An 18,505-nucleotide genomic window follows, 5' to 3' on the forward strand; every position below is an offset into this window, starting at 1 on the left:
CCCTGCAAAGATGCAGCGAACACCCCCGCAAACACTCCGCGAGTACCCGTTTGTTCCCTCGTAACGATAACGCCCCCGCGTCCGCGTTATTCCCGATAGACTGGAATTCTCATGAGTATTTTGAATTTTCTTTCTCCCACGCTGGGTGAGAATCCCGGCGACTACAATCGACGCGATTTTAAGGGCAACCCCCTCACCGCCGAAGAAATCTATGAATCCTTCACCGAGTGGATTTCGACCCGCGGCATGACCCTGTACCCCGCCCAGGACGAGGCCGTTCTGAGCATTGCCGCCGGACATAACGTGGTGCTGGCAACCCCGACCGGTTCCGGTAAGTCCACTGTGGCTGTTGCCGCGCATTTTACGGGCCTGGCGACCGGTCAGCGCTCCTACTACACCGCCCCCATTAAGGCGCTGGTGTCTGAGAAGTTCTTTGACCTGATTAATATTTTTGGTGCCGAAAACGTGGGCATGATTACCGGCGACTCCGCCATTAATACGGAGGCGCCCATTATCTGCTGCACCGCGGAAATTCTCGCCAATATTGCCCTGCGCGAGGGTAAGGATGCGGACCTGTGCCAGGTCATTATGGACGAGTTCCACTTCTACTCCGACCCGCAGCGCGGCTGGGCGTGGCAGCTTCCCCTGCTGGAGCTTCCGCAGGCGCAGTTCCTGCTGATGAGCGCGACCCTGGGCGATACGACTCGCTTCCAGGAGGAGATGACGGCGCTGACCGGTCGTGAGAGTGACCTGGTGGCGCATTCTGAGCGTCCCATTCCGCTGCATTTCTACTACTCCACCACCCCGGTTCAGGAGACGGTGCAGGAGCTCGTGCAGACCAAGCAAACTCCGGTCTACATTGTGCACTTCTCGCAGAAGGCGGCGCTGGAGCAGGCGAACGCGCTGCTGTCGGTGGCTATTGCTTCCAAGGAAGATAAGGAACGCATCTCAGAGCTCATCGCGAAGTTCCGTTTCGGCCCGGGCTTCGGTAAGGCGCTGAACAAGCTGGTGCGTGCCGGTATCGGTATTCACCACGCGGGTATGCTGCCCAAGTACCGCCGCCTCGTGGAGCAACTGGCTCAGGAGGGTCTGCTCAAGGTCATCTGCGGCACCGACACCCTGGGCGTGGGCATTAACGTGCCGATTCGTACCGTGCTGATTACGGCGCTGTCGAAGTTCGACGGCGCCCGTAGCCGTCGTCTGCGCGCCCGCGAGTTCCACCAGATTGCTGGACGCGCTGGCCGCGCCGGTTTTGATACCGCCGGTACCGTGGTGGTTCAGGCACCCGAGCACGATATTGAGAACGCTCGCCTGCTGGCTAAGGCTCAGGCGAAGTTCGGTGACGACACCAAGCGCATTAACCAGTCGCTGTCCTCCAAGCGTAAGAAGGCGCCGGAAGGCTTCGTTGGCTGGTCCGAGAAGACCTTCGAGCAGCTGGTAGAAGCAGCCCCGGAGCCGCTGACCTCCTCCTTCGACATCACCCATTCGATGCTGCTGAACCTGATGCACCGCCCGGAGAACCCGGTCATTGCCGCGTACCGCATCATTCAGGAGAACCACGAGAGCCCCGCGCGCCGCCGCGAGCTGCTGCGCAAGGCAATCGGCATCTACAAGGAGCTGCTGACCGGCGGCGTGATTGAGCGAACCAACACCCCGGACGAGCACGGCTCCTACCTGCGCCTGACCGAGGATCTACAGGATAACTTTGCCCTGAACCAGCCGCTGTCCGCTTTTGCGGTCGCCGCGCTGGAACTGCTCGACCCCGAATCCCCCAGCTACGCGCTGGACGCGCTCTCCCTCATCGAGGCGACCCTGGATTCGCCGAACCAGGTGCTGTACGCACAGGAACGCAAGGCGAAGAACGAACTGTCGGCACAGCTGAAGGCGGACGGTGTGGACTACACCGAACGCATGAACGAGCTGGACAAGGTCACCTACCCGCAGCCCCTGGCGGAGCTCATCGATCAGGCGTACACGACCTACAAGCAGTCCGCGCCGTGGGTGGCACGTTTTGAGCCGCGCCCCAAGTCAATCGTGCGTGACATGTACGAACGCGCGATGGGCTTCAACGACTTCGTGCAGTACTACTCGCTCGAACGTGCCGAGGGCGTGCTCCTGCGTTACCTCTCTGACGCATACAAGGCGCTGCGCCACACCATCCCCGATTCTGCCGTGACCGACGAGCTCGACGACATTATCGAGTGGCTCGGCGAGCTGGTACGCCAGACCGACTCCTCTCTGGTGGACGAATGGGAGAAGCTGGCTGCCGGCGAAGATACCGCGACCATTGCAGCCGAGCACGCCTCCATCGAGGAGGAAGAGCCTCCCGCCGTGACGAAGAACCTGCGTGCCTTCCGCGTGATGGTGCGCAACGCCCTCTTCCGCCGTGTGGAGCTCTTCGCTGACGAGCGTGACCGCGCCCTGGGCGCCCTGGACAAGTGGTGCGGCTGGGATGCCGACCGCTGGGCGGACGCCATGGACGACTACTTCGACACCTACGACGACATCTACACGGACGCCGACGCGCGCTCGCCTCGCCTGGTCAGCATGGATGAGGACACCGCCGCTCACCCGGGCGTGTGGAAGGTTCAGCAGAGCTTCGCTGACCCCGAAGATAACTTTGACTTCGGTATTCGTGCCGAGGTTGATCTGGCGGCCTCCGATGAGGCGGGGTACCCGGTGCTGAAGATTCTGAGCGTGGGCGAGTTCTAAGACTCCGATTGAGGCTCCGAAAGAGACTCCGCCCGAGGCTCTGCCCAGATGTTGCCCATAGTGGGCTAGAATACAGAGTATCTATCTATTTGAATGAAAGAAGGTTCACCGTTGACCGTTTCTTCGCTTCCCAAGGTTGAGTACCGCAAGGGTTCGGTCGTCAAGCACGACGGCTACGAGATTACCGACCACTGGTTCCAGGTTCCCCTGACCCACGGTCTGATTTTCTCCAAGGGCAAGGATGCCGCTCTCTCCTCCCGTTTCGCGGACCAGACCATCACCGTGTTCGCCCGCGAGGTTGTGAGCACCAACGAGACTCTGACCGTTTCGGCTGATAAGCGTCCTTACATTGTGTACCTGCAGGGTGGCCCTGGTTTCGGTTCGCCGAAGACCGGCTCCATTGGCGGCTGGATTGCTGAGCTGGCGAAGACTCACCGCGTGGTTCTTCTGGATCAGCGCGGTACCGGTATGTCTTCCCCGCTGTCTGCTCGCACCATCACCGCTGTGGGTGACGCGCAGGTTCAGGCTGAGTACACTGAGCTGTTCCGTGCGGACTCCATCATCGCTGACGCGGAGGCTGTCCGCGAGGTGCTGCTGGCTGACCGTGCCGACAAGCGCTGGTCCACCATTGGTCAGTCCTTCGGTGGCTTCCTGACCCTGTCCTACCTGTCGTTCGCACCGCAGTCGCTGCGTGACTGCCGCATCACCGCGGGCCTGGCGCCGATTCGTACCTCCGTGGACAACGTCTACCAGCACACCTTCGACCGCATGAAGGAACGTGTTGAGGAATACTACAGCTGGTTCCCCGAGGATGCTGAGCTCGCTACCCGTATCGCTGAGCACCTGCGCACCCACAAGGAGTACCTGCCTACCGGTGAGCGCCTGACCGATCACCGCTTCCAGATGGCTGGCCACTTCCTGGGTGGCCGCTGGCGTGAGCGCGGTCTGCACTACTTCCTGGAGACCGCTTTCGCTGAGGGTAACGACCACCTCTCCGATCAGTTCCTAACCGCTATGGGTGCCGAGGTGACCTTCCAGGCGAACCCGCTGTACGCCCTGATGCACGAGACCATCTACGCTGACGGCCCCGCTGACGGCGTTCTGCCCGGCATCCCCGGCTACGAGCTGTCCCCCTCCCCCGCGCCGACCAACTGGTCTGCTGCTCGCGTGGCGGCTTCCCGCCCCGAGTTCGCACCGGATGCGGACCGTCTGCTCTTCACCGGCGAGCACATCTTCCCCTGGTACTACGAGGAGGATCCCTCGCTGCGTCCGCTGGCTGAGGTTGCAAACCTGCTGGCTGAGAAGAAGGACTGGGGTCGCCTGTACGACCACGCACAGCTGCACAAGAACGAGGTTCCCGTGGTGGCTGCGGCGTACAACCCGGACGTGTACGTGGACTTTGAGCACTCCATGGAGACCGCTCGCTGGGTCGGTAACACTCAGGTGTGGACCTCGAAGACCCACCACCACGACGGTTTCGGTTCTGACTCGCTGACCATTCTGGGTCACCTGAAGAACATGCTGGCTGAGGTTCACAACCAGTAATTCTTCTGAAATATCTCTGATATAGCTAAAGCCCCTCACCCCGGTTGATCCGGTGTGAGGGGCTTTAGTGTTAGCGCTTAGCCTGGTGAGGCCGCATACTCAGTAGCTCAAACTACTACTTCGAGGAGGAAGCGTGCGCATCCTGTGCGGTGCGGGCACGCATCACGAGGGCGTGGTATTCGTCTTCCTTCTCGATCAGCTCGTCACGCAGCTTCTGCGGAATAGTCTTGAGCTTCTCGGTTTCCTGCTGCCAGCGGGCGGTGATGTCCGCACGCTCGGCGGCGGGTGCATCCTCGGGCAGTGCCAGGTACTTCTCGGAGAGCGCCTGAACACGCTGAATGGTCTGCAGTGCGCGGCCCTTGGGGCTGAGCAGCGAGGCAAGCACGGTAATGATCAGGACGCCCACGATGACCATCAGCGACATTTCGGTGCTGATTTCGACCACGTGCACGGGCTCGCCGTGGTTGATGAACGGCAGGTTGTTCTCGTGCATTGCGTGCAGGATGAGCTTCACACCAATGAACGCGAGGATGGTCGCCAGGCCGTAGGAGAGGTAGACGAGGCGGTCCAGCAGGCCGTCAATGAGGAAGTACAGCTGGCGCAGACCCATGAGGGAGAACGCGGTCGCAGTGAACACGATGTAGACGGACTGGGTGAGGCCGAAGATCGCGGGGATCGAGTCGAGTGCGAAGAGCAGGTCGGAACCGGCGATAGCGACCATGACGAGCATCATGGGGGTCATGACGCGCTTGCCGTTTTCGATGGTGAAGAGCTTGTCGCCGTCGAAGTGGTCGCTGGTCTTCAGGTACTTCTTGGCGAGGCGGACCATGATGTTGTCGGCTTCGTCGTCACCGTCGCCTTCAGTGATTTCGTCCTTGAGCAGGTTACCTGCGGTCATGAGCAGGACCAGGCCGAAGATGTAGAACACCCAGGCGAAGGAGTTAATGATTGCTGCACCGGCGAAGATGAAGGTACCGCGCGCCAGGATCGCGAAGACGATACCGAAGAGCAGGACCTTCTGCTGATTCTCACGGGCGACACGGAAGGTGCCCATAATGATCATGAAGACGAAAAGGTTATCGACCGAGAGAGCTTCTTCGGTGATGTAGCCTGCATAGAATTCGGTGGCGGCGGATGGGCCGTTCGTCACGAAAATATACAGACCGAACAGCATCGCGATGCCGATGTAAATACTCGACCAGATGGCCGCTTCCTTGACGGAGGGTTCGTGCGCCTTACGAACGTGGAACACGAAGTCGAAGGCCAACAGACCCGCGATGATGAGAATAGTAACCAACCATTGCAACCCGGTAACTTCCATGGGGAGCCTTTCTTGTGGTGTGCGTACAGGACCACAAGTCTCTCCCGCCGACCTGAATGGAGGTCGGCTCGATTCACCGGTTAGGCGCCTTCGGCTAACGTGCTGACGATGAGTCGATTGGTGGGATACTCCCTTGCTCGGTGAACGATTATACCTTAGGGTTCATGATTCCATGAAGGTCCAGTGAAGTTTTTATATTTTTGGCGGTTTATTAGGCGGCTTGAAGGGTAAGGATTCACCGGTATTTATAGGGCGCTTTAGGGCTCCAAAGGTCGTGTCCGCACAGTACGCACACCTCCACACGCGCGCGAAGAGGGGCTCGAAGTTGCCACTCCGAACCTCTCCCCAAGTGAAGAGCCTCCACGGTTTAAAAACAGCGGTATAGGTTTAGATATTCAATTCACGCAAACGTGCTACAAGCTGCTGGCCCAGGTCAACACCTGCAGAACGAGCAATATCTTCGGTGCCCGGCATGCTCAATGCGCTGTAAACGTACACGGGTTCCGCCCACTTCATGCGTGAAAACGCAGCGGTATTCTCCAAGGGGTTGAAGATTTCAGGGAAGTTGTTCGGCAGCTTCTCTGCATAGATTTCTGCGTTTGCACCGGCACTTGCTGCAACTACGAGAGTCTTACCCGCAAGCTTATCGCCGTCGCTCCCGTAGGCAAATCCGTAGGTGAAAACATCATCCAGCCACTGCTTAAGCAAAGCGGGAACCGAGTACCAGAAGACGGGGAACTGCAAAACGATAACGTCCGCTTCCATGAGAGCCTGCTGTTCTGCGGCAATATCAAATGAACCGTTGACGCGGTGGGATGCGAGTTCGCGCACCTCTACGTTTTCTCCCAGGGTCTCAGTGACAACCCGGAGAGTTTCAGCGTTAGCGGTCGAGAGTTCGGGAGTGGGGTGACCGTAGACGATAAGAGCCTTAGACATATGTCTTCTTTCTGTACTGTAGTTTTCTATTAGTAGTTATGAATGATTCCAGCAGGATGAACTAGAGCTGGAGTTAAATGCGCTGCAATAATCAGCTGATGCAGTGTCCAATGAGCGCAGTCTTTAGTTGGCACTGTCTAGTTGGCAACGGTGAAGCGGCGGCCCGCGTGCTTGGGCTCTTCTGCCTCATCAATCAGGGCGACCGCAAAGTCCTCGGCGCTAACGAACTCGCCTGCGGGGGTGTCCAGTGCGGTGTTGTACTTGCCGGTACGCTCACCCGGTGCGATTTCGAACGCCGGGGAGAGCATGGTCCAGTTCAGACCCTCGGATGCTCGGTACTCGTCGAGAATCTGGGCGAATGCCTTCGCCTCGGGCTTGTAATCTTCCGGGAAGCCTTCGCCATCAACGAAGCGGTTGCCGTTGCCGTCCTCGAGGGAGCCAGCGCCACCAACGACCAGCAGGCGACCGGTAGGTGCCGCCGCGATCAGTGCACGGTGTGCGTCGATAATCGGCTGCGCGGAGGTGCCGCGACCGCCAGGGACGGCAACAATGGTGACGTCGTGGGTGTTGACGATGTCGACCAGTGCTGCGGTGTCTGCAAGGTCGATGCTGTGGGCGGTAGCGCCTTCGGGTGCATTGCCGGAGCGGGTGTAGGCGTCGACCCGGTGGCCGCGGGAGATTGCTTCTGCTGCGGCGCGTGCGCCGACCATGCCGGTTGCGCCGATGATTGCGATGTTCATGAGGGGTTCCTTTCGGGTAGGTCTTCTGTAGTTTTTCTTGCGGTGTTCCGCGTGATGGTTTTATAGTATCTATTAGAAATCGGGTACCTCAAGGTAACTATTAGGGGTGTGTGGAAAATATTTAAAAATATTTTTCGCACCCCTCACCACCCCCATAAAACAGCCCCTCAGCAGATTGAAAAGACAGCAGCTATGACCACCACGCTCACCTCCCCCACACGAGAAACCATAGAAGCCGCCCGCACCCCGCAGGACGACCTGCCCGCCAATATTCTCGCCAGCGCCTGCCCCTCCCGCACCGTGATGCGCCACCTCACCGACCGGTGGACCCCGCTCATTGTTGCGGCGCTCTCCGAGCAGCCCGTCGCCCGCTTCGGCGAACTCAAAGCAATGATTCAGGGCGTCTCCCCCAAGGTCCTGACCCAGACCCTGCGTTCCATGGAACGCGACGGCCTGGTGGAACGCCGGGTCACCGCATCCATTCCGCCGCGCGTGGACTACGAACTGACCGCGCTCGGTACGACCCTCATTGAGCCGATGACCGCCCTGCGCCACTGGGCGCAGGACAATATGCAGGCGGTACTCGAAGCCCGCGAGCGCTACGACGCCGCCGCACTAGAGAACGGCGACGTATAAAAGGCACAGCGTAAAAAAGACACAGTATAGAACGCGGCGCATTGCAGACCAGCACGCGCAGATTGACACCGCGCAGACCAGCACGCGCCGCAAGCCCACATAAAAGTAGCCCTCCCCGTGAACTATTACGGGGAGGGCTACTTCTATATTTCATTCAGTTAGGAGACCAGGTTGAATTTAGGAGACCGTGTTGAAGGTCGGCGGGGTGAAAGCAATCGCGTTGACCTGCTTGTTCGTATCCACCGTGCCGTTCTCCTGAATCGTCGGGACGGTAATAACCACCTCGAACTGGTACATGCCTTCCATGAGCGTATTGCCACGCAACGCAAAACGCGCGGAGATGCCGGTCGCCTTATCATTCACGCTCGACGCAAACGGAATGACCTGGCCCTGAACGGTCTGAGTCTTGCCGTTGCGGGTCATGACGGTTGCCTTGCCGGTCGGGTCAGTGGTGAAGATCTGGCGGTCAATGATTTTACCCTCGGGCGAGAAGAGGTAAATGTCCATGGACGGGTGCAGGTGCGTGGTGCCGGTCGTCGCCTCCAGGGCGGAGACGTTGTAGGTCATCACGAACTCACCGCAGTTCAGGTTGAGGTCGCCCTCGGGGCCGTGAGTCGCCTCGTACACGGACATGAGACGAATCGTTGCGGGGTTCGGTGAGGTTGCATTCTCCATGGACCACCACGCCTGACCGGTCTCCGGCGCAGTCACGGGCTTGTTCTTGGTGCGCGACTGCAGGGCGCCACTGGCGGGGTTGGTAATCATCCAGCCGCCGACCTGGGTGAAGTCCGGGCCGTGTACCGTCTTGCAATCATCAGCCGAAGCAGCGAATGCGGGTACCGCCGTGGAGGCGGCAATAGCGGGCACAGCCCAAAGCGCGCCGCGGGTGAGGTTGCGGCGGGTAACGGAACGAGCTCCCGTGGTGTGTGCATCTGAAGAGTTATTCGAAATGGTCACAGATTTTTCTTTATCGTTCGGAAGCATCAAGGTTTTATTTGACACGTAAAACACCTTGATAGTTTACAGCATGTATCTGCACTCAGTAGAACTTCATGAACAATGAGTTACCTCATGGCGAAAAACCCACGTCGGCCCCTAAACGCTGGGCTTAGAACGCCGGGTTTAGGCGTGACCCGCCTCCTTCATCAGACGCAGCTCCTTCTTCAAATCGGCAAGCTCATCACGCAGACGCGCCGCCAACTCAAATTGCAGGTTCTCCGCCGCCACGCGCATCTGCTCGTTCATCTGCTCAATCAAATCCAGCAGGTCCTCGGCGGGTGCCGCCGCCAGGCCGTCGGCACGAACGCGCGCCTCCGCACGGGCGAGAAGCTCCTCCGACTCCGGGGTGCTCGTGGCAATCTTCGACGAGGTCGCAGAACCGGTCTTCGCACCCGCGCTCACCGTGCGGGCGCCCTTCTTACCGCTCTTACGCTGCTGCAGAAGCTCGCGGGTATCCTCTTCCTCGCGGGCGAGAACATCCGTAATATCGGCAATCTTCTTACGCAGCGGCTGCGGGTCAATGCCGTGCGCACGGTTGTACGCCTGCTGAATCTCGCGGCGGCGGTTCGTCTCATCAATCGCCACGCGCATAGAATCCGTAATCTTATCGGCGTACATGTGCACCTGGCCGGACACGTTACGCGCCGCACGACCAATCGTCTGAATCAGCGAAGTGGTCGAACGCAGGAAGCCTTCCTTATCGGCATCCAGAATCGCAACCAGTGACACTTCGGGCAGGTCCAGGCCCTCACGCAGCAGGTTAATACCAACCAGCACATCGAAGGTGCCCAGGCGCAGCTCACGCAGAAGCTCCACACGGCGCAGGGTATCCACGTCAGAGTGCAGGTACTGCACCTTCACGCCGTGCTGCAACAGGTACTCGGTCAGATCCTCCGCCATGCGCTTAGTGAGGGTCGTGACCAGCACACGCTCATCACGCTCAACGCGCACGCGAATCTCTTCGAGCAAATCATCAATCTGACCCTTGGTCGGCTTAACCACGATCTCCGGGTCAATCAGGCCGGTGGGTCGAATGATCTGCTCCACGTAACCATCAGCCTGCGACAGCTCATACTTACCGGGGGTCGCCGAAAGGTAAATCGTCTGGCCAATACGCTCCAGGAACTCCTCCCACTTCAGCGGGCGGTTATCCATCGCCGACGGCAGGCGGAAACCGTGCTCAACCAGGGTGCGCTTACGGGACATATCACCCTCATACATGGCGCCAACCTGCGGGACCGTCACGTGCGACTCATCAATAATCAGCAGGAAGTCATCCGGGAAATAATCCAGCAGACAGTTCGGGGCGCTGCCGGGGGCACGACCATCAATATGGCGCGAGTAGTTCTCAATGCCATTGCAGAAGCCCATCTGCTCCATCATTTCCAGGTCGTAGGTGGTGCGCATACGCAGACGCTGCGCCTCCAGCAACTTGCCCTGGGACTCGAGGGTCTGCAGGCGCTCGCGCAGCTCATCCTCAATGGAGGTAATAGCCTTCGCCATGCGCTCCGGGCCGGCAACGTAGTGGCTTGCGGGGAAGACATACATTTCTTCTTCCTCGCGAATCACCTCGCCGGTCAGCGGGTGCAGGGTGTAAATCGCCTCAATCTCATCACCGAAGAACTCAACGCGGATCGCGTTCTCCTCGTACATGGGGATGATTTCGACGGTATCGCCGCGCACGCGGAACGTGCCGCGGTGAAAGTCCATGTCATTACGCGCGTACTGCATCGCCACGAACTGGCGCAGCAGCTCGTCGCGGTCAATCTCCTCACCGCGACGCAGAGTCACCATCTGCTCAATGTACTCCTCGGGCGTGCCCAGACCGTAAATGCAGGACACGGTCGCAACCACCACCACGTCGCGGCGAGTCAGCAGGGAGTTCGTCGCCGAGTGGCGCAGACGCTCCACCTCCTCATTGATGGAGGAGTCCTTCTCAATGAACGTATCGGTCTGCGGCACGTACGCCTCAGGCTGGTAGTAGTCGTAGTAGGAGACGAAATACTCCACCGCATTATTCGGCAGCAGTTCGCGCAGCTCATTCGCCAGCTGCGCCGCCAGAGTCTTATTCTGCACGAGCACCAGAGTCGGACGCTGCACCGCCTCAATCAGCCAGGCTGCGGTCGCGGACTTACCGGTACCGGTAGCGCCCATCAGCACAATGTCCTTCTCACCGTTCTGCACGCGCTCGGTGAGCTCGGCGATAGCCTTTGGCTGATCACCGGCAGGCTGGAAGGGGCTGACCACTTCAAAGGGGGCGACGATGCGGTTAATTTCGGGTGCGTAACTCATGTATCCATCCTAGGGGAAAGCCGCCCAATGCGCCTCAGGATTGGTTGCCCTTTTCTGCTGGCGCAATAGTCCAGACACGACAGGTAACAAGCCATCACCATGAAAGTGCCCAAGTTCATAAAAGAAAGGACGCAAAAGATAAGGGGTATTCGACTGGTTCATCTGCGCCACAGGGCAGGAATCGAACAGGAGCGTTCTCCCGCGCAATTCCCGCACAATAACGCCGTACTTACGGGTGTTCCCATTCCCCCGAACGCATCGCGGCGCAGGCACGCCGAGCAACAAAAGATAAGGGAGAAAACATAAAGACTTATGACGGGCGCTCCGCGCTCACCCCCTTTGCCTCCTTGATGTGGCTCACATATGTTTAGAGCGCATACACGCAGACAGAACGGGACCACAAGAGCGCACGGAAGGACTCCATGAGCACGACCACGGAGACAGCTTCACAGGCAACTCCGAACGAATCCACAGAAGCGAACCCGGAGGCGAACCCCACCGGCGCGCCGGTTGCCACCTTAGCTGCCAAGGCCGAGCATCGCAGCACCCTCTTCGCGTCCTCGTACCCGCTGATTCTGCTCATCGCCCTCACCATTCTGCTGGGCGTCACCTACCTCTCGCTCATCACCGGCAGGTATCCGCTCGAATTGGATGAGCTCTTCCGCATTCTCGGTAAGAACTGGTTCGGCATGGACCTGAAAGTCTACAAGCCCGCCGAAAACATGTTGCTGACCGTGCGTATTCCGCGTCTGCTCGCCGCCGGGCTCATCGGTGCAGCCCTCGCCATTGCGGGTGCCACCTTCCAGGCGGTCTTCCGTAACCCGTTGGTCTCCCCGTACCTGCTGGGTGTTTCGCAGGGTGCGTCGGTGGGTGCCGCCTCCGCCATTCTGCTGGGTGTGGGCACGAGCATCGCCATTCAGGGTTCTGCCCTGGCTGGTGGTCTTGCCGCCGTGCTGCTGACCGTGAGCATCCCGCGCCTGCTGAAGAATCAGTCCACGCTCATGCTGGTGCTCTCCGGCGTGATTGTGGGTGGCTTTGGCACCGCCGCGCTGGGTGCGTTGAAGTTCATTGCGAACCCTGAAACTCAGCTGGCGCAGATTGTGTTCTGGCAGATGGGCTCCCTGCAGGACGTACGCGCGGAAGCACTCACGCAGTTTGCGCTGGTGGCGGTGCCCTGCATTCTGTTGCTCTTGGCGATGCGTTGGCGCATCAATATCCTCTCGCTCGGTGACGATGAAGCGCGCACCCTCGGCATTAACCTGACCCGCACCCGCGGTATCACCATTCTGCTGGCAACCCTGGTCACCGCGACCAGCGTGTGTATTGGCGGCCCGATTTCTTGGGTTGGCCTGGTCATTCCGCACCTGTGCCGCCTGCTGGTCGGTAGCGACACGACCAAGCTCATGCCGCTATCCATTCTGATGGGTGCTTCGTTCATGATGTTCGTCGATACCCTGGCACGTAGCCTCACCAGTGCGGAGGTGCCTTTGAGCGTACTGACCGGCTTCATTGGCACACCCCTGTACGTGGCGCTACTGCTGTTTGGAAAGGTTCGGGTGAAGTAATGTCGTCTTCCATTCCCGATGCTCAGCACCGCACGGATGCGAGCGCCGAGGTTCTGCTACACCTGGACGGTGCGGGCTTCCGTTACGGCCACCGGGGCGGGCACATCAAGCGCCGCCGCACGGATCACCGCGCTGGTCTGCACCGTTCAGGGCACCGCTCCAGCCGCTGGATTTTCCGCAACGTGAACCTGCAGGTGCGACGCGGTGAGGTCCTCGCCATTCTGGGTCGCAACGGTGTGGGTAAGTCCACCCTGTTGAACTGCCTGATCGGTTTGCATTCGCTCACCGAGGGCAGCATTCACCTGGGCGGTGAGCCGCTGGATTCTTTGACCGCGACTGAGCGTGCCCGCCGCATCGCCTATCTTCCGCAGATGGAGGGTCGCGGCATCTCCTACACCGTGACCGAGTACCTGCTGATGGGTCGCGCACCCTATATTGGGTTGTTCTCTTCGCCCTCGCGCCGTGACCGTGAGCAGGTGCACACCGTGATGGAGGAGCTGGGTCTGCTCGACCTGGCGCACTCCCCATTGGATGAGCTGTCCGGCGGTCAGCGTCAGCAGGTGGGTATTGCCCGAACCCTGGTGCAAGACGCCCCGCTCATCGTTCTGGACGAGCCGACGAGCGCCCTTGATGTGGCGAATCAGGCGAAGGTTCTGCGGAAGATTCGGCAGCTGCGCGACGCCGGGTACGGGGTCATCTTCACGACCCACAACCCGGATCACGCCCTCATGCTGGATGCGACCGTCGCTCTGCTTAGCGCACACGATATGCCCGATACCGTGCCAAACGCAACGCCGCAGGTACCTGCAGATGCGCCGGCTCAGCTTTTGACGGGCCGCGCCTCCAAGGTGCTCACGAGCGAGGTTCTCTCACGCACCTTCAATACCGGCCTGACGGTGACCTACTCCCCCGAGCTGGGCCGTTCCAGCGTACACATGACGAGCCTCGATAGCTGAGGCTCCGCAGCGTTTAGATTTCCGGCGGTGGTTTGGGTGGCACACAAGAGATACGGTAGAGGTGCCCTTTGTCTTGTGGGAGGCGTGTCCCTAGCACGCCTGCCCCACCCAGGCCGCCGCCGGGTTATTCACCCACCCTATCGACACAGAAAGACACATCATGAAGATTACGAAGTTCCACACCGGCATTGCCCTGACCACTTCCCTGCTGCTGGCTGCGCTGACCGGTTGCGGTGCCGCGAACACCGCCTCCTCCTCTGCATCGGGTTCCGCCTCGAGCTCGGTGTCCGCTTCCGCCTCCTCTCAGAGCTCGAAGAAGCACACCAGCTTCTTCGTGAAGGATAACGGTGACGGCACCAAGGTCATTAAGGACATTGACGGCAAGGAGGTCACCGTACCCACCACCCCGGAGCGCATCGCTGACCTGTGGCACGCAAACAACCAGGTGGTTCTGCTGCTCGGCGGCGCTGAGAAGCTGGTGTCCACCACCTCTACCGTGAAGTCCCTGGCATGGTTCAAGCAGGTGTACCCCGGTATTGAGAAGGTTGACGCGCCGGTGAAGGGCACCGACGTGAACATGGAGCAGCTGCTTGCCGATAAGCCGGAGGTGCTACTCGCCTCCTCGAAGGAGCAGATTGCGAAGGCATCTGAGGCGGGTATCCCGGCGGTGCACGTGGAGTTCCAGAACTTCGCGGATCTGAAGCGCACCGTTGAGCTGACCGCCGAGGTCATTGGCACCGATGAGGCGATTGAGCGTGCCGAGAAGTACCTGGCGTACCTGGAGAAGAACGAGAACCTCATCAAGGAGCGCCTCAAGGACGTCACCGAGTCCCCGAAGGTGCTGCACATTGCGGGCGGTTCCGACCTGACGAAGGTGGACGGCTCGAACTCCCTGATTGGCGAGTGGATGAAGCTTTCGGGTGCGAAGAACTCCCTGGACGGCGTGGAGAATCTGAAGAACATTTCCCTGGAGCAGATTATTGCCTCGCAGCCGGAGTACATCATCATTGGTGGCGCTGATGCGCAGAAGGGCGTGGACGCGATTAAGGCTGACGCCGCGTGGGCTGACGTTCCGGCGGTGAAGAACGGCAAAATTATTAAGAACCCGGTCGGCACCTTCAACTGGGACCGCTACTCCGCTGAGCAGGCTCTGCAGATTCTGTGGGCGGCGAAGCTGTTCCATCCCGAGAAGTTCTCCGACGTTGACCTGGTGAAGGAAACCCGCGAGTTCTACTCGACCTTCTACGGCTACCAGCTGACCGAGGATGAGGCGCAGCGCATCATCAATGGTCAGGGCCCGGCGGCTAACTAACGTGATGGCGGCTCACCTGGTGACCGGCTAGTTCGTTAAACACGTACCGCCCGGAACCGTGCTCACAGCAAGGTTCCGGGCGGTATTTTATTGGTTTGTAGCCGTGGGGCGCCACAGTGATAGTTGACGGCAGCGCTAGTTGACCGCAGTGTTAGCGCACCTCCACGGTCGCTCCGGCGAGGCTCATCAGCGCCCGGTTCGTCAGCGGCAGGTACCCGTTCAGGGCGCTCAAAATCAGCTGCATGGTGCGCTCTTCATCCTCCACGCTCAGCCCGCGAGGAATACCCACACCCGGCACGCAGATGCGCTGCTTATACAGGTCAATCACCGCGCACACGGTGCGGTTCGGCACGCCCAACACCGGCAGCATGCCTCGGTGATTGATGGTACGTAGGCCCTTACCGACCACGGCGGCGGTGCGGATATCCGGGCGGGCACTCCCCGCGAACCGGGAGGTGCCCACACCGTTCGCAAAAGCGGCAGGGTCGGGAATACTATTCGGCACCGCGCTCTTCTCGTTCAGCACAGACAGCAGCGGCTCCCCCACCGCGGCGGTGACCGCCACGTAGCGTACCTGCCGGTCCATGGCGTTGAGGAAGTCCAGTTCCGCGTACTCCTCCACACGGTAGTTTTCGACCAGGCCAGCTTCACCCGCCCCGGTTTCTTCCACGGTGCGGGTGATGACTTCTTCATCGTAGAAGCTTGCCACGCACACCTGCGGGGCGCCGCGCTCAATGCGGGCGCGGCACTGATAGTCGTCGTCGAGCAGCCAGAGGGACAGCTCGTAGCCGTCGGGCACATCGCGTACACCGGTCGCGAGCAGCACTTCGCTGCCGTCCAGGGAGAACGGCTCCCAGCCTGCCGGTTCGAAAGCGTTGAGGGCACCGTCCAGGGCGGGGTTGCAGGAGCCGAGGCTCGGCGCCTGATCAGCCGGGGTGAACGCCTCGGTGGAGGGCATGGCGATGGTGAGCCCGCGCATCCTGCCGGCAAGGCAGAGTTCAACCGCCATGAGCAGGTGACCCGCACCTTCACGGCTCAGTGCTGGGCTCTGAACCAGGTGCGCCACACCGGAGTTGTCCAGGCTGAGGTGTTCGCCAACTCCGCGGGCGGCGTTGGAGTAGCGGTTGTGCAGGCGCACCAGCTCGTCAATGGGCAGGGCGCGTCCCACGGCGCCGAACGCCTGGGCGATAGCGTGAACGTGTTCGGGGAAGACGCGGCAGAGCCTGCCGAGCTGACGGGCAAACTCCGCCGGACGCTGCGTGAGCACGCCCAGCAGGGTGCCGAGGTTCTGCTGGCGGTAGGCGTTGAGTAGCTGGGCGACGGTGGCGGGTTCAAGCTGCTCGACAGTGCCAATCTTGGGGAGGCGCGCTCCCTGGCGGTTGAGGGTTGCGGTGGTGCCACGGCTGCCCGCGGACTGCTCTGATGAGTTTTTGCCTGCTTGTTCGTCTACTTGTTGATAGTAGGTTCCCGACTGCGTCACGTTTTCACGACCTTGCGCTCTTCAGAGCGTTCGTTAGCTGATTCTTCGTAAGGTGACGGGCGGGGCTCAGCGCCTACCGGCAGATGGTTCGTGCACACACTCGACCGCCTGCCGGATCGTATAGTACCGGCATGCAGCTGTGTCTCGTTCCTTGAGCAACTAAGCTATAGCTTCAAGACGTCAGCATCAGGACCTCAGCGCTGAGATAGTACCCAGTTCTCAGCGCTGAGATGTCAGCGTTGAGCCCTACCCGTCAGTGCGGGCGCACGCATTCTCTCGTGGAGGCGCCGGGCTGGGTTACCGCTGGTGACGAACCCGTTGCCCGTGCCGTGGAGGGGCGTGTGCGTTCCGCAACGCTTTTTAGGCTATCAGCTTTAGCAGGCAATTACTAGGGCTAGAGTAACTATTAACTAAGGTTGGACTACCTTTTGAGTTTTGAAGACTTTAAACGGGCGCTCTAGCCAGGAAATTTGGGACTAGAAATTTAGAACCAGAAATCTAAGACCGGGAATCTAGGGATCGGCAATCTAGAGGCCGGTAACCTAGACCGGCAAATCCACCCACTGCGTATCCCCCCAGGTCACACTCGCCGCACCGGAACTCAAGCTCACCACCAGCTCCTCGGCACGCGCCAGCTCCTCCGGGCGGTCAAACACACCCAGGGAAATCGTGGCACCCTCCGCACCGTACTCGGTACCCAGCACATTCAGACCGGCTGCACGGATCTCGTTCTCCAGGCGGCCAGCATCAGCATGCGAACTGGGCACCTGACCCACTCGCAGACGCTCACGCGAATCAAATAGCGCACCATCCAGGGTCTGCACCACCGAATCAGTGTAGGCACGCACCAGACCGCCCGCACCAAGCTTAATGCCACCAAAATAGCGCACGACCACGGCAACCACATCCGACAGGTCGGTGGTGCCGTCCTCACGGGTCTGACGCGCCAGCAGCGCCTGCATCATCGGCACACCCGCAGTACCGGCGGGCTCACCGTCATCGGAGGAACGTTGAATATCGCGGTCAGCACCAATAATGAACGCCGAACACACGTGGCGGGCATCGTGGTAGGTCTTGCGCACCGACTCAATGTAGGCGCGCGCCTCCTCAACGGTGCTCACGCGCTTGATGTGACCAATAAATTCGCTACGCTTAATTTCGAGGAGGCTCTCATAGGGCTCATCGCCGCGCGGCACAAGGTATCGGTTGGCGCGAGTTTCTTCCTGCATGTGTCCTCCTCTAATCAGTACCTATCTATTGTGGCACAGCCCGTCAGGAGCACCGTCCATGTCCCAGCCTTCTTCCCCCGCTTCTACCGCCCTGCGCCGTTACGCCCTCACCGGCGGTATCGGCAGCGGCAAGAGCACCATCGCCTCCCTCTTCGTTGAGCAGGGCGCATTCCTGGTGGATGCGGACGCTATCTCCCGCTCCCTCATGGAGCCCGGCGAGGCGGTGCTCGCCCGCACGGTCGCGGAGTTCGGCGAGCATCTGCTCGATGAGGACGGCCGCCTCAACCGCCCCGCCCTGGCGCGTATCGTGTTCAATGATGAGCAGGCGCGCCTGCGCCTGAACGCGATTGTGCACCCCGCTATTCGTGAGCGCGCCGCGCAGCTGGTGGAGCAGGCGCAGTCCGAGCCCGGGTTCAGCAGCGTGGTGCTGGAGGACATTCCGCTACTCGTGGAGAGCGGCGACCCGTCCGCCTTTGAGGGCGTGGTCGTGGTGCGCACTCCCCTGGCAACTCGCCTGCAACGCCTCGTGTCCTCGCGCGGCATGAGTGAGGAGGATGCGCGCGCCCGCATCGCCGCGCAGGCAACCGACGAGCAGCGTGAGGCGGTCGCAACCTGGATCATTGATAATGGCGGCTCGCTGGAGGAGACCGCCGAGCAGGTGCGCACCGTCTGGGACCAGATGATCGCCGCCTAAAATCCTCCCCAGCAACACGGGGCACAGCAATACAGAGCACATCAACACCGGGCACGTACCCCGGCCCCCAACGCCCCCCAATAACGCA

Annotated in this window: 14 protein-coding genes; 7 read left to right on the forward strand and 7 right to left on the reverse strand. The window is 60.4% G+C overall.

Translation table 11 applies throughout. The features are described from left to right. Positions 1-111 precede the first annotated feature (111 nt). Entirely contained in the window at positions 112-2,712 is a 2,601-nt protein-coding gene (locus HMPREF2712_RS07595) for a DEAD/DEAH box helicase (protein WP_070819658.1), read from the forward strand. 93 nt (positions 2,713-2,805) lie between these two features. Continuing rightward, positions 2,806-4,257, forward strand: a complete 1,452-nt coding sequence (locus tag HMPREF2712_RS07600) for an alpha/beta fold hydrolase (RefSeq protein WP_070819659.1) — start codon at positions 2,806-2,808, stop codon at positions 4,255-4,257. 115 nt (positions 4,258-4,372) lie between these two features. On the opposite strand, the gene HMPREF2712_RS07605 is transcribed toward HMPREF2712_RS07600, so the two are convergent. The 3 genes from HMPREF2712_RS07605 to HMPREF2712_RS07615 form a co-directional block, all read right to left on the reverse strand. After that, positions 4,373-5,578, reverse strand: a complete 1,206-nt coding sequence (locus HMPREF2712_RS07605) for a TerC family protein (protein WP_070819660.1) — start codon at positions 5,576-5,578, stop codon at positions 4,373-4,375. 387 nt (positions 5,579-5,965) lie between these two features. Further along, on the reverse strand, positions 5,966-6,514 hold the full coding sequence (locus HMPREF2712_RS07610) for an NAD(P)H-dependent oxidoreductase (RefSeq protein ID WP_049357055.1): 549 nt from the start codon (positions 6,512-6,514) through the stop codon (positions 5,966-5,968). A gap of 137 nt (positions 6,515-6,651) precedes the next feature. Continuing rightward, a complete protein-coding gene (locus HMPREF2712_RS07615; protein ID WP_070819661.1) occupies positions 6,652-7,254 on the reverse strand; it encodes an NAD(P)-dependent oxidoreductase in 603 nt (200 codons plus the stop codon). 192 nt (positions 7,255-7,446) lie between these two features. On the opposite strand from HMPREF2712_RS07615, the gene HMPREF2712_RS07620 reads away from it, so the two are divergent. Then, positions 7,447-7,890, forward strand: coding sequence for a winged helix-turn-helix transcriptional regulator (locus HMPREF2712_RS07620; protein WP_070616470.1), 444 nt, complete (start codon positions 7,447-7,449; stop codon positions 7,888-7,890). A 177-nt stretch (positions 7,891-8,067) separates the two neighbouring features. Here HMPREF2712_RS07620 and HMPREF2712_RS07625 read toward each other — a convergent pair whose 3' ends face one another. Both HMPREF2712_RS07625 and uvrB read right to left on the reverse strand, forming a co-directional pair. Next, positions 8,068-8,847, reverse strand: a complete 780-nt coding sequence (locus HMPREF2712_RS07625; RefSeq protein ID WP_246828694.1) for an ornithinee aminotransferase — start codon at positions 8,845-8,847, stop codon at positions 8,068-8,070. 165 nt (positions 8,848-9,012) lie between these two features. Beyond that, the gene (gene uvrB, locus HMPREF2712_RS07630; RefSeq protein ID WP_005509151.1) at positions 9,013-11,181 is read right to left on the reverse strand and encodes an excinuclease ABC subunit UvrB; all 2,169 of its coding nucleotides are present in this window, start codon (positions 11,179-11,181) and stop codon (positions 9,013-9,015) included. Positions 11,182-11,603: 422 nt separating this feature from the next. On the opposite strand from uvrB, the gene HMPREF2712_RS07635 reads away from it, so the two are divergent. From HMPREF2712_RS07635 to HMPREF2712_RS07645, 3 genes are all read left to right on the forward strand, one after another. After that, complete coding sequence (locus HMPREF2712_RS07635) at positions 11,604-12,746, forward strand: FecCD family ABC transporter permease (protein WP_083309168.1); 1,143 nt, start codon at positions 11,604-11,606, stop codon at positions 12,744-12,746. After that, on the forward strand, positions 12,746-13,702 hold the full coding sequence (locus HMPREF2712_RS07640; RefSeq protein WP_083323950.1) for an ABC transporter ATP-binding protein: 957 nt from the start codon (positions 12,746-12,748) through the stop codon (positions 13,700-13,702). Before HMPREF2712_RS07635 ends, HMPREF2712_RS07640 begins: the two co-directional genes overlap by 1 nt. A 160-nt stretch (positions 13,703-13,862) precedes the next feature. Further along, on the forward strand, positions 13,863-15,014 hold the full coding sequence (locus HMPREF2712_RS07645) for an ABC transporter substrate-binding protein (protein ID WP_246828695.1): 1,152 nt from the start codon (positions 13,863-13,865) through the stop codon (positions 15,012-15,014). 151 nt (positions 15,015-15,165) lie between these two features. Here the strand turns inward: HMPREF2712_RS07645 and HMPREF2712_RS07650 are convergent, their stop codons facing one another. Together HMPREF2712_RS07650 and HMPREF2712_RS07655 are read right to left on the reverse strand one after the other, a co-directional pair. Next, complete coding sequence (locus HMPREF2712_RS07650; RefSeq protein ID WP_070819662.1) at positions 15,166-16,494, reverse strand: 2-oxoglutarate dehydrogenase; 1,329 nt, start codon at positions 16,492-16,494, stop codon at positions 15,166-15,168. A 542-nt stretch (positions 16,495-17,036) separates the two neighbouring features. Next, positions 17,037-17,723 carry an IMPACT family protein gene (locus HMPREF2712_RS07655; protein WP_005506219.1) on the reverse strand — a complete coding sequence of 229 codons (687 nt, stop codon included), beginning with the start codon at positions 17,721-17,723 and terminating at the stop codon, positions 17,037-17,039. Between the two features lie 58 nt (positions 17,724-17,781). Between HMPREF2712_RS07655 and coaE the strand changes: the two genes are divergently transcribed. Further along, positions 17,782-18,417 carry a dephospho-CoA kinase gene (coaE, locus tag HMPREF2712_RS07660; RefSeq protein WP_070819663.1) on the forward strand — a complete coding sequence of 212 codons (636 nt, stop codon included), beginning with the start codon at positions 17,782-17,784 and terminating at the stop codon, positions 18,415-18,417. The last annotated feature ends 88 nt before the right edge of the window (positions 18,418-18,505 follow it).

This window comes from Rothia sp. HMSC064F07 (genome assembly GCF_001837265.1).
Taxonomy (GTDB): domain Bacteria; phylum Actinomycetota; class Actinomycetes; order Actinomycetales; family Micrococcaceae; genus Rothia; species Rothia mucilaginosa.